Here is a 10,618-nt window from a genome sequence, read left to right on the forward strand (position 1 = left end):
GTGCGCGAGGGGATGTCCGCCGCTGTGCACGAGAGGACGTGCACGAGAGGACGTCCGGCGTGGTGTTCTGCTGGGACGTCCCGCCCCCGGTCTGACCGCCCCCGGGCTGACCGCCCCTCGGGCACCCCTAGGCTGGAACGGTGACGTCCGACGCTGCCCGCCCGCTGTGGCGCGGCCGGGTCCTCGCCCTCCTCGGGATCGCACTGTTCGCTTTCTCGCTGCGGTCCGCCGTCGGCTCCCTCTCTCCGGTCCTGGATCACATCCGGGTGGACTTCGACGTGTCGGGATGGGTCGTCGGAGCGATCGGCACCGCACCGCCGGTCTGCTTCGCCGTGTTCGGGTTGCTGACGCCGCGCTGGGAACGCCGGCTCGGGCTCGAACGGATGACGGTGATCGCGCTCCTCGTGGTCTCCGCGGGTCTGGTGGCACGCGGGTTCGCCGGTGACGCACTCACTCTCGCCGCGACGACCGCGCTGATCTTCGCCGGCGTCGGAGTGGGGAACGTGCTCCTTCCGCCGCTGGTGAAGAAGCACTTTCCCGATCGCATCGGGCTCGTGACCACCCTGTACTCCACGACGATGGCGTTCTCCACCTTCCTGCCGCCGTTGTTCGCCGTGCCCGTCGCCGACGCGGCGGACTGGCGATGGTCGCTCGGGATGTGGGCGGTGTTCAGCTCGCTGGCGCTGGTGCCGTGGATCGTGATGCTGGTCCGTGAGCGGGGGAGCCGCGGCGTCGACATCGAGCAGCCGACCGCACGCGTGTTCGGACGGCTCTGGGCGCTGCCGATGACGTGGGCGGTGACCGTGACATTCCTCGTCTCGGGTGCCATCGCGTACACGTGCTTTGCGTGGCTTCCCTCGCTGCTGGTCGACACGGCGGGAGTGACCCCCGCCCAAGCCGGGGCGCTGCTGTCCCTCTTCGGGATGATGGGACTGCCGGCCGCCCTCGTAGTGCCGGTGCTGGTCGCCCGCTACCGCATCGTGCCGTGGCTGTTCGCCGTGGCGGTCGGGTCGGGGCTCGCCGGCGTGAGCGGACTGCTGTTCGCGCCGACCCTGGCACCGTGGCTCTGGGTCGCGCTGCTCGGAACGGCGCCCTTGTTCTTCCCGCTCGCGCTCGTGCTCATCGGCTTGCGCTCGCGCACCCATGAAGGAGCCGTGGCCCTCAGCGGATTCGTGCAGAGCATCGGATACGCCGTGGTCGCTGTCGTGCCCCTGACCGTGGGTATCGTGCACGACCTCACGCAGTCATGGACGGCGGCGCTCGTGATCCTGGGGGTCGTGATCCTCGCGTCGATCCCTGCGGGTGTCGTCGTCGCGCGCCAGGAGACGGTGGAGGACGAGTGGGAGCGTCGTCACCGACGGACGTGGTGACGACGGAGGAGAGGAACGGCGATCACGCCTTTTCGAGTTCGTCCTCGTCGTCGGCGTACTGATCCGCCCACTTGTCGACGTACTGGTCGTCGTCGTGGTGCCCGAGCTCCTTCTCCAGCGCGGAGAAGTTCGGGTTGTACGTGTCGTACTTGAGTTCGCGAGCGATCTTTGTGTGCTTCGCCTTCTGACGGCCACGCCCCATGCGAGACCCCCTCATTTCTGAGTCACGGGCTTGTTCGGCAGCGCCCGTCGAAAACGGTCCGGCACTCGGCCGGGAAGAGTAGCATTCAGGATAACACGGAGCCCCGCACGGCTCGCCGTCGGCCCCCTCTCAGGGCCTGCTGGCGGACGTCGGCCGCCCGCGGCGACGGGCTCCGCAGAGCGACGACGCCGGGAACGGAGATCGACCATGAGCGACGAGACCGCCGACGTTCCGGAACCCCGCGAGGTGCCGCAGCGTGCCGTGATCGTCGGGGTCGTCCCCGACCAGCCCGAGCGTGTGCTGCGCGAAGCGGCCCGTTACGCGAGGCTCTTCTCGGCCCCCCTGCTGGTGGCCCACGTCGATGTCACCCGGTTCGTCACGTACGAGGACCCCGACGGCTACGTGCACACGGCTCCCATCGACCTCGAGCTCGCCGCGGGAGAGCGCCAGGTCGCCAGAGTGCGGGAGAAGGCGGCCGCGGTGCTCGAGAGCATCCACGTGGAGTGGTCCGTGGCGTCGCTCGTCGGCGACCCCGCCCTGGCGATCGCGAAGCTCGCGACCCGCGCTGACGCGCGTCTCATCGTGGTCGGCACCCGACGCCGAGGCTTCGGCGAGACGATGCGTGAGTTCTTCACCGGCTCGGTCGCCGCTCGGCTGGCGCACCGTCAGTCGCGGCCGGTCCTCGTCGTCCCGCTCGAGGAGCCGGCGCGGGACGATGAGGAGCTCTGGCCCGACGGCTGAGCCCCTCATCGGTTCGCCCGACCCTCGCGCGCCCTGACCCGGCGACCCTTCACCGAGTGTCCAGCCGCGGGTCACCGAGTATGCAGGGCGGCGGTCAGCGCGCGCTGCGCGCGGTCGAGAGCGGTGGTGAGCTCGTCGACAGTGGCACTCGAGAGGGTTCCTCCGCGCGCGACGTGCGTACGCAGATCGGCGCGCACCGTGGCGCGGAACTCCGACACGGCGGCATCGGCGCGATGCAGCTGTTCCCGGGACGCGACCCGGGCGTCGTCGGCTGGCCGGGCGGTGCTCGATGGTGCGGACGGAGGGTGGGACTGGCTGCCACGGCGATCGGCCTCTGCGGCGGCAGCGAGGTCGGCTCGCAGACTCCTCATCGCTTCGCGGACGCTCCCGCGCACCTCGTCGGCGATCAGACGGACGCTGTCGGCCAGCCCGGCTTCGATCCCCTCGAGGTCCGCGGTACGGGCGGCCACTTCGGCCCGGCCCGCATCGGTGATCTCGTAGACCGTCTTGCGGCCGTCGACCGTCTTGGTCACGAGCCCCTCCTCCTCGAGTTTGGCGAGGCGGGGGTAGATCGTCCCGGCGCTGGGCGTGTAGGTGCCACCGGTGCGGTCGGACAGCGCCTGCATGAGGTCGTAACCATGTCGGGGCGCCTCGTCGAGCAGTCGCAGCAGGTAGAGGCGCAGGTCGCCGTGAGAGAAGACCGGAGTCATGTCACCACTCCTCGGGGGCAGGCGCGTCGGTGCCGGTGGCGCCGTCGCCTGCCAGGTGGGCACGGGCGCGTCGGAGCACGGTGATGTCGCCGGAGACCGAGTTCGCGCGGACATCGACGAAGCTCCCCGCGAGTTCGCCCACCGAATCGGCGTAGTTCGTGGGGCCGGAGCCGGAGCGCTTGATGCCGTCGACCGTCACCCGTCCGCTCACGCTGCGGAGCACGTAGTTGGCGGCCAGATCGTCATCGAGCCGGATCGTGGCGTCGCCGCTCACGGTGTTGAGGTTGACGGCGTTGAGGCGTCCGACCGAATCGACGAGCATCGCTCCGGAGACCGTGTCGATCGACGCCTTCCGCAGACTCCCCGTGGCGGCGACGTCGCCCGAGACCGAGTTGGCGCTGAGCGCACCCTCCAGCGCACGGATCTGGACGTCGCCCGAGACGGCGTTGACCGAGACGTCGCCGGTGTGACCGTCGAGGATGACGTCGCCCGAGACGGTGCTGAGCTTCACGTCGGTCGCGAGCCCGGAGACCAGGGCGCTGGCGCTCACGACGCCCAGGTTCACGGCGATCGCTCGCGGAACCGCGACGGAGATCTCCGCCTTGGGGCCGCCGGTTCCGAAGTTGCGGAACACCTCGAGGAAGTTGTCCCAGCGCAACTGGGCGTGGTCGATCTCGACGACGTCGCCCGTGGCCTCGATGCGGAGGTCTTTCGTCGTCACGCCGTGCACCTCGATGCGCACGCCCGGTTCGTCGTGGGCGACGACGTCCACCTGACCGCCGACGAGCCCGACCTTCAGCTTGCGGACGCCCTCGATGTCGATGACGCGCGTCTCTCCCGGGTGGATGATCCACTTCTCCAGGGTCATGGTTCTCTCCTCAGTTCTGCGCGAATCGAGATATATCGCGTGTTGAGACGATAACACGATATATCTCGACTTTGTCAAGAAGCCGACCTGTGAGATCGCTCGACGTGCTTGCAGTTGACGTTGCGTCAACTCCTAACGTGAGGCGCATGACGCAGGAACGGTCGATTCACGAGGTCTCGAGGCTCACGGGGGCCACGAGCCGGACGCTCCGCCACTACGGCGCAGTGGGGCTACTTCCGCCCTCACGGGTGGGGCCGGGCGGGATGCGCTACTACGACGCGGATGCGCTCGTGCGCCTGCAGCGGGTCCTCCTGCTGCGTGAGCTGGGGCTGAGCCTCGCGCAGATCGGAGACGTCCTCACCCGGGCGACGCCCGAGCGGGACGCACTGGAGGATCACCTCCGGTGGCTCGAGGCGGAGCGTGAGCGACTGGCGCGACAGATCGCGTCGGTGGAGTCGACCCTTCAGGCCAGACAGAGAGGAGAAGAGCCGATGGCAGAGCAGATGTTCGACGGATTCGACCACACCGTCCATCGGAAGGAGGTCGAGGAGCGCTGGGGTCGAGACGCATACGCACAGAGCGACCGCTGGTGGCGCGACGCCGGAGACGCCGAGAAGAAGGCGTTCCAGCAGGAGGCTGCTCGACTCGCGGCCGATTGGATCGACGCCGCGGATCACGGACTCGATGCCGAGTCGGCCGGGGCTCAAGCACTCGCCGCTCGCCACGTCGCGTGGCTGTCGAAAGTGCCGGGGACTCCGGCCGCCGAGAGCGGCTCCGATGGCGGAAGCCTGCGCGCCTACGTCGAGGGGCTTGCCGACCTGTACGTCGCGGACGAGCGCTTCGCAGCGAACTACGGGGGAGCGACGGGGGCCGCCCTCGTGCGGGCTGCCCTGCGGGTGTATGCGCGGACCCTCCCTGCGGGATGAGGCCGACGCACGACGAGGGGCGCCCCGCTTTCGCGGAGCGCCCCTCGTCGGTCTCGTTCGAGACGGCGGATCAGGTGCGGCTGCCGCCGCGCACGAGGCGCAGCAGGAAGGCGATCAGGGCGATCACGCCGACGATGAGGGCGACCCACAGCAGCCAGTTCAGCGCGGCGTTCATGCCGCCGACGATCGCCAGAACGATGGCCACCACGATGATGATGAGGAGGGCGATGTTCATGTTCGGTGCTCCATTCTCGGGACCCACGGGACGACGGTAAGGGTCCGACGAGACGACGATAGGGCCGCCGCCGCGCGTGCCCCCAGACCCTTGACGGCGTGAGCGACGCGGTGGTAACGCGATAGCCCCGCGCGCGCATCCCGTCAAGCCCCGTGCGGCCCGTCCGTCGGTCCGGTTAACGTCGGAGACGTCGAAGGAGGTCACCGATGCCTGCAGGACGCGGATCGAACAGTCTCAAGGATCCAGAACTCTACGAGGAGCTTCGCAAAGACGGAGCCTCGAAAGAGAAGGCCGCACGCATCTCGAATGCCGCCGCTCGCGACGGACGATCCGCGGTGGGCAAGCGCGGCGGCTCGTCGGGCGACTACGAGGAGTGGACCGTCAAAGACCTGCGCGGTCGAGCGAAGGAGCTCGGGCTCACGGGCTACTCGGACAAGCGAAAGTCCGAGCTCATCTCGATGCTCCGCAACCACTGATCCCCCTCAGGGATCCCGCTCCGTGCATGTGAAAGGCTGAGCGTATGCCGAGGCTCGCACGTGTGCGCCCGGGCGTGGACCTCGGATACCGACGGCTCCGCTCCGGGACGGGGTTCCGCTACGTGGATGCGGACGGACACGCCTTACCGCGCGAAGAGCGCGAGCGCGTCGTCGCCCTGGTCATCCCACCGGCGTGGCAGGACGTCTGGATCTGTGCGAACGCGAATGGCCACATCCAGGCGACGGGCGTCGACGACGCGGGGCGGCTGCAGTACCTCTACCACCCGCGGTGGTCGGCGGGCCGCGACAAGGGGAAGTATGCTCGGGCGCTCCAACTGGCGGAGTCGCTGCCGCGGGCCCGCGCACGGGTGACCACCTCCCTCCGGCGTGAGGACCTCGATCGGGAGAGGGTCTTGGCGGCCGCGTTCCGGCTCCTCGATCAGGCTGCCCCGCGCGTGGGCTCGGAGCGTTACTTGGAACGTCACGGCAGTCGCGGCCTCACGACGCTCAAGCGGCGCGACGCCTCGGTCGAGGGAAGCGTCACGAGTCTCCGCTTTCCCGGCAAGAGCGGAAAGCGGCAGCAGCTCGAGGTGGATGATGACGACCTCGCCGTCGCCATCGCACTGATGGCTGCGGGACGCCCGGCCTCGCCCCTGCTCGCGTACGTCCGTGGTCGCCGCCGTGTCGCGCTGACGCCGCGTGAGGTCAACGCGTATGTGCGCGCGATGACCGGCGGTGCCTTCACCGCCAAAGACTTCCGGACACTTCGGGGCACGATCTTCGCCGCCGACGCTCTGGCGGGTCTGGGTGTCGCCGCCACCAAGTCCGATCGCAAACGCGCGGAGCTCATGGCGGTGCGGGCGACGGCCGAAGCCCTCGGCAACACCCCCGCGGTCGCGCGGAGCTCCTACATCGATCCGCGGGTCTTCGACGCCTACCGCAAGGGCAGGCTCCTGGACACCTCGCTCTCGCCCGAATCGGCGATCCGCGCGCTGCTTCTCGGGTGATCCGGCCCTAACGTGTGGGTGGTGACACACCCGCGCTGGTTCGATCCGCTCGCGTTGCTGCTCGTGATGTGCGGCGGGGCGGCAGGGGTCGCTGCGCGCGCCGCCCTCATCCTCGCGATCCGCGAGCCCGCGCCCGCGCTCGTCATTCCGGGGCTGACCCTCGCGGTGAATCTGCTCGGATCCTTCCTGCTGGGCATCGTCGTCGCATCCCTCGCCGATCGCCACCCCCGCTGGCGCGTGTTCCTCGGCACCGGCGTGATGGGCGGGTTCACGACGTACAGTGCGTTTGCGGTGCAGTCGGTCACCACGGCGGGTGCCGCTCCCGTGGTCGGCCTGGCGCTCATCGCGGTGTCGGTGTTCGGCGGGGTCGTCGCCGCGGCATTCGGGCTCGTGGTGGGCCGCCGGTTCGCGTCGGGGGCGGACGCGGAGCAGGCGCCGGGAGATGCCGAGTGAGCGGCGGGGAGTTCCTCTGGCTGGTGGTCGGGGGCGGCGTCGGAGCCGGGGCGCGCTACTTCCTCGACGGCCTCATCATGAGGGGGCGACGCGACGCCTTCCCCCTCGGCATCCTCGTCGTCAATGTCGCGGGGTCCTTCGCCCTGGGGCTCCTGACCGGCTTGTCGCCGGTGGTCGGCGCGGTGTGGCTCGCCATCGGCGGCGTGGGCGTGCTGGGCGGCTTCACGACCTTCAGCACCGTCTCGGTCGAGACCGTGCTCCTTCGTCAGCGCGGGAGGGCGCAATGGGCCTGGGGCAACCTCCTCGGCACGCTCGGTGCGTGCGTGGTGGCCGCAGCTGTCGGCCTCATGATCGGCGGCGTCTTCGCGCGCTGATCTCCTCCCGCGGTACGACCGTGATTCCTCCCTGAGTCGGAGGGGGCCGGCGCGGTCGGGTGGGAGGATGGAACGGATACATCCCTGTATCCCTCACGTCTCGCACCCAAAGGGCCATCCGTGTCGAACCTCGCCGTCCTGAGCCTCAAGAACCGTGCGCTCATCGCCCTCATCACCATCGTCGCTGCCGTGTTCGGCGGCCTCGCGCTGACGAGCCTCAAGCAGGAGCTCATCCCGTCGATCGAGTTCCCGCAGCTCTCGGTGCTCACGACCTACCCGGGTGCGTCGCCGGACGTCGTCAACAACGACGTCTCGACACCGATCGAGACGGCGATCCAGGGCATTCCCGGCCTGGAGTCCACGACCGCCACCAGCACGACCAACGCGTCGATCATCCAGGCGTCCTTCACCTACGGGACCGACCTCGCCACCGCCGAGCAGAAGATCCTCCAGGCCATCAACCGGATCAAGAGCGATCTGCCCGACAGCGTCGAACCCAACGTCGTGTCGTTCTCGATCGACGATCTCCCGGTCATCGCGCTCGCCGTCACCGGGTACGACGACGAAGAGACGATCCAGTCGCAGCTGGAAGCGAGTGTGGTCCCCGACCTCGAGGACGTCGACGGCGTGAGCGCCGTCGCGATCATCGGTGGCAAAGGCCAGCGCGTCACGATCGTTCCCGATCAGAAGAAGCTCGCCGCCGCCGGGTTCACGCAGAGCGCCATCACGGACGCGCTGGACCAGAACGGCGTGCTCTTCCCCGGCGGGACGGTGACCGAGGGAGACCAGACCCTCACGGTGCAGACCGGCACCAAGCTCTCCTCGGTCGACGAGGTCAAGAAGCTCCCGCTCGTGCCGAGCTCCGCAGAGCAGTTCGCCGCCGGTGAGGTCACGATCGCCGACGTCGCCTCGGTGCGGCTCGACGAGGACCCCGTGACCTCCATCTCGCGCGTAGACGGCAAGCCCGCCCTCACCCTGTCGATCACCAAGCTCCCCGCCGCCAACACCGTTGACGTCTCTCGCGGCGTCAACGCGGTCATCCCGCAGCTGCAGGACGCGATCGGAGCCGACGCACGCTTCACGGTCGTCTTCGACCAGGCGCCCTACATCGAGCAGTCGATCGAGGCGCTGGCACAGGAGGGGCTGCTCGGTCTCGCCTTCGCGGTGATCGTGATCCTGATCTTCCTGCTCTCGGTGCGCTCCACGCTCGTCACGGCCATCTCGATCCCGACGAGCGTCCTCATCACGTTCGTCGGTATCCAGGCTTTCGGATACTCGCTCAACATCCTCACCCTCGGAGCGTTGACGATCGCGATCGGTCGCGTCGTCGACGACTCGATCGTCGTGATCGAGAACATCAAGCGTCACTACGTCGGAGACGCCGACAAACTGCGGGCGATCCTGCTGGCGGTGCGCGAGGTGGCGGCGGCGATCACGGCATCGACGATCACGACCGTCGCCGTCTTCCTCCCCATCGCCTTCGTGGGCGACGTGACCGGAGAGCTCTTCCGCCCGTTCGCCCTCACCGTGACGATCGCCATGTCGGCGTCGCTGTTCGTCTCGCTGACGATCGTGCCGGTGCTGGCTTACTGGTTCCTGCGGCCGGGGAAGCCGCTGCTCGACGCGGAGGGACGAGCGATCGATCCCGAACACCCCGACGCGCCGCCGTCGCGCCTGCAGAAGGCCTACCTGCCGATCCTCACCTGGACGCTCAAGCACTCGTGGGTCACGCTCCTGGTCGCCGTCCTCGTGCTCGGTGGGACCGTCGCGGCCGCACCGCTCATGAAGTTCAACTTCCTCGGCGACTCGGGGCAGAACACGTTCACGGTGACGCAGGAGCTCGGCAAGGCGCCGAGCCTCGATGCCGAGGACGAGGCTGCCGCGAAGGTCGAGAAGGCCATCATCGGCGTCGACGGCATCGAGACCGTGCAGACCTCGATCGGTTCCAGCGGATCCGCGGTCCGTGACGCCTTCGCGGGCGGGAGCTCCGGCATCACGTACTCCATTACCACCGACACCGCCGCCGACCAGGTGGAGGTCCGGGAGGCGGTGCAGGACGCCGTCGCGAAGCTCGACGACGTCGGCACGGTCACCGTGTCCAGTGGTCAGGGCGGGTTCGGCTCCAGCGACATCGAAGTCGACGTCACGGCGCCCGACGCCCAGACGCTGGCAGACGCCACCGATGCGGTCGTCGCCGCGCTCCAGGGCAAGGACGGCATCGGCCAGGTCACCTCGAATCTCTCCGCGTCCCTCCCCTTCGTCTCGGTCTCCGTCGACCGGGAGAAGGCGTCGTCGCTGGGCCTGTCTGAGGTCGCCGTCGGCGGGCTGGTGTCCAACACGATGCAGCCGCGGGAGGTGGGGAGCGTCGAGATCGACGGGACCGCGCTGACCGTGTACCTCAAGGCGTCCGACATCCCGAAGACGATCGCCGAGCTCAAGGACCTCGAGATCGCCAGCGCGACCGGCCTCATCCGCCTCGACGAGGTCGCCACCGTGAAGGAGAGCCAGGGACCGACCTCCATCACCACGCAGCGCGGTCAGCGCACCGCGACCGTGACGGTGACCCCGTCCACCGACGACCTCAACACCGCGTCGGCGGCGGTCACCACCGCGCTGCTCGACACCGACCTTCCCACGGGTGCCGATGCGGAGGTCGGGGGCGTGGTCTCGCAGCAGAGCGACGCCTTCGCCCAGCTCGGGCTCGCGATGCTCGCTGCGATCCTGATCGTCTACATCGTGATGGTCGCGACCTTCAAGTCGCTGCGTCAGCCCCTGCTCCTGCTGATCTCGGTGCCCTTCGCGGCGACCGGTGCGATCCTGCTGCAGATCGTGACCGGTGTGCCGCTCGGAGTCGCTTCGCTCATCGGCGTGCTGATGCTGATCGGTATCGTCGTCACGAATGCGATCGTGCTCGTCGACCTCGTCAATCAGTATCGGGAGAAGGGCCTCACCGCCCACGACGCGACCCTCGCCGGCGGCGCTCGCCGGCTTCGGCCGATCCTCATGACGGCGCTCGCGACGATCTTCGCGCTCACGCCCATGGCGCTCGGGATCACGGGGCACGGCGGGTTCATCTCCCAGCCGCTCGCGATCGTGGTGATCGGCGGGCTGATCTCCTCGACCGTTCTCACTCTCCTCGTGCTCCCCACCCTCTACAACCTCGTGGAGGGTGCCCGGGAACGCCGGATCGTGAAGCGCGAGGCCCGCGCCGCCAGCGGTGCGGCCGCCGTCGCGGGCGAGGCGGCCACCGCGGTGC

At 69.1% G+C, this 10,618-nt stretch carries 12 protein-coding genes; 8 read left to right on the forward strand and 4 right to left on the reverse strand.

The features are described from left to right. Positions 1-140: 140 nt before the first annotated feature. Positions 141-1,370, forward strand: a complete 1,230-nt coding sequence (locus tag QM591_RS11150; RefSeq protein WP_415132476.1) for a CynX/NimT family MFS transporter — start codon at positions 141-143, stop codon at positions 1,368-1,370. A 22-nt stretch (positions 1,371-1,392) separates the two neighbouring features. Here the strand turns inward: QM591_RS11150 and QM591_RS11155 are convergent, their stop codons facing one another. After that, the gene (locus tag QM591_RS11155) at positions 1,393-1,572 is read right to left on the reverse strand and encodes a DUF3073 family protein (protein WP_067164551.1); all 180 of its coding nucleotides are present in this window, start codon (positions 1,570-1,572) and stop codon (positions 1,393-1,395) included. A 207-nt stretch (positions 1,573-1,779) separates the two neighbouring features. Between QM591_RS11155 and QM591_RS11160 the strand changes: the two genes are divergently transcribed. Further along, positions 1,780-2,313, forward strand: coding sequence for a universal stress protein (locus tag QM591_RS11160; RefSeq protein WP_415132477.1), 534 nt, complete (start codon positions 1,780-1,782; stop codon positions 2,311-2,313). Between the two features lie 71 nt (positions 2,314-2,384). On the opposite strand, the gene QM591_RS11165 is transcribed toward QM591_RS11160, so the two are convergent. Further along, positions 2,385-3,023, reverse strand: coding sequence for a PadR family transcriptional regulator (locus QM591_RS11165; protein ID WP_415132478.1), 639 nt, complete (start codon positions 3,021-3,023; stop codon positions 2,385-2,387). Between the two features lies 1 nt (position 3,024). Next, positions 3,025-3,891, reverse strand: coding sequence for a DUF4097 family beta strand repeat-containing protein (locus tag QM591_RS11170; RefSeq protein ID WP_415132479.1), 867 nt, complete (start codon positions 3,889-3,891; stop codon positions 3,025-3,027). Positions 3,892-4,037: 146 nt separating this feature from the next. On the opposite strand from QM591_RS11170, the gene QM591_RS11175 reads away from it, so the two are divergent. Continuing rightward, entirely contained in the window at positions 4,038-4,817 is a 780-nt protein-coding gene (locus QM591_RS11175; protein WP_415132480.1) for a MerR family transcriptional regulator, read from the forward strand. Between the two features lie 70 nt (positions 4,818-4,887). Here the strand turns inward: QM591_RS11175 and QM591_RS11180 are convergent, their stop codons facing one another. After that, entirely contained in the window at positions 4,888-5,079 is a 192-nt protein-coding gene (locus QM591_RS11180) for a hypothetical protein (RefSeq protein ID WP_157532474.1), read from the reverse strand. Between the two features lie 179 nt (positions 5,080-5,258). Here QM591_RS11180 and QM591_RS11185 point away from each other — a divergent pair, with 179 nt between their 5' ends. The 5 genes from QM591_RS11185 to QM591_RS11205 all read left to right on the forward strand — a co-directional run. Next, positions 5,259-5,528: a Rho termination factor N-terminal domain-containing protein gene (locus QM591_RS11185; protein WP_415132481.1), complete on the forward strand. Its 270-nt coding sequence runs from the start codon at positions 5,259-5,261 to the stop codon at positions 5,526-5,528. A 44-nt stretch (positions 5,529-5,572) separates the two neighbouring features. Continuing rightward, the gene (locus tag QM591_RS11190) at positions 5,573-6,535 is read left to right on the forward strand and encodes a DNA topoisomerase IB (RefSeq protein WP_415132482.1); all 963 of its coding nucleotides are present in this window, start codon (positions 5,573-5,575) and stop codon (positions 6,533-6,535) included. A gap of 21 nt (positions 6,536-6,556) precedes the next feature. After that, the gene (locus QM591_RS11195; RefSeq protein WP_415132483.1) at positions 6,557-6,988 is read left to right on the forward strand and encodes a fluoride efflux transporter FluC; all 432 of its coding nucleotides are present in this window, start codon (positions 6,557-6,559) and stop codon (positions 6,986-6,988) included. Then, a complete protein-coding gene (gene crcB / locus QM591_RS11200) occupies positions 6,985-7,362 on the forward strand; it encodes a fluoride efflux transporter CrcB (RefSeq protein ID WP_415132484.1) in 378 nt (125 codons plus the stop codon). The genes QM591_RS11195 and crcB overlap by 4 nt, the downstream gene beginning before the upstream one ends. Before the next feature lie 120 nt (positions 7,363-7,482). Then, a partial coding sequence (locus QM591_RS11205; RefSeq protein WP_415132485.1) for an efflux RND transporter permease subunit occupies positions 7,483-10,618 on the forward strand: 3,136 nt, incomplete at its 3' end.

It is taken from the genome of Microbacterium sp. (assembly GCF_047607225.1).
Taxonomy (GTDB): Bacteria; Actinomycetota; Actinomycetes; order Actinomycetales; family Microbacteriaceae; genus Microbacterium.

What these genes read in the sequence shown, in the direction of transcription:
- QM591_RS11155 (WP_067164551.1), bottom strand. Translation starts at nt 1,572, where the DNA reads ATGGGGCGTGGCCGTCAGAAGGCGAAGCACACAAAGATCGCTCGCGAA.
- QM591_RS11160 (WP_415132477.1), top strand. Translation starts at nt 1,780, where the DNA reads ATGAGCGACGAGACCGCCGACGTTCCGGAACCCCGCGAGGTGCCGCAG.
- QM591_RS11165 (WP_415132478.1), bottom strand. Translation starts at nt 3,023, where the DNA reads ATGACTCCGGTCTTCTCTCACGGCGACCTGCGCCTCTACCTGCTGCGA.
- QM591_RS11170 (WP_415132479.1), bottom strand. Translation starts at nt 3,891, where the DNA reads ATGACCCTGGAGAAGTGGATCATCCACCCGGGAGAGACGCGCGTCATC.
- QM591_RS11175 (WP_415132480.1), top strand. Translation starts at nt 4,038, where the DNA reads ATGACGCAGGAACGGTCGATTCACGAGGTCTCGAGGCTCACGGGGGCC.
- QM591_RS11185 (WP_415132481.1), top strand. Translation starts at nt 5,259, where the DNA reads ATGCCTGCAGGACGCGGATCGAACAGTCTCAAGGATCCAGAACTCTAC.
- QM591_RS11190 (WP_415132482.1), top strand. Translation starts at nt 5,573, where the DNA reads ATGCCGAGGCTCGCACGTGTGCGCCCGGGCGTGGACCTCGGATACCGA.